The sequence below is a fragment of the Elizabethkingia argenteiflava genome (genome assembly GCF_009904105.1).
GTDB lineage: Bacteria > Bacteroidota > Bacteroidia > Flavobacteriales > Weeksellaceae > Elizabethkingia > Elizabethkingia argenteiflava.
In genome coordinates this window covers 1-226 of the sequence record NZ_JAAABJ010000531.1, presented here as the reverse complement: position 1 = coordinate 226, position 226 = coordinate 1, and the positions used below count along the sequence as shown (strand labels likewise).

At 28.8% G+C, this 226-nt stretch carries 1 pseudogene; it reads right to left on the bottom strand.

Annotated features, from left to right (window positions below):
- Positions 1-153, bottom strand: a pseudogene (locus tag GNY06_RS15710) (IS982 family transposase); the annotation flags it as partial.
- Positions 154-226 lie beyond the last annotated feature (73 nt).

The following is a 226-nucleotide window of genomic DNA, read 5'->3' as shown; positions in this document are numbered from 1 at the left end:
ATCAATACTCATAAATTCTGAAGTTAAGTCTATGGAGATTAACTCAAGATCTGACAATTTGGGATTGCGGATTTGATTTAAAAAATTCATTTTACTTTCAATTGTTATCAGTATCTCTAATATTTTTTCATAATTTGCGGTAAAGCTGTTCATATTTAATCGTTTGTTAGACTATTAATCTAATAATGAGCAGCTCCCTTTTTTTTATCCTAAATGAACCACGGGT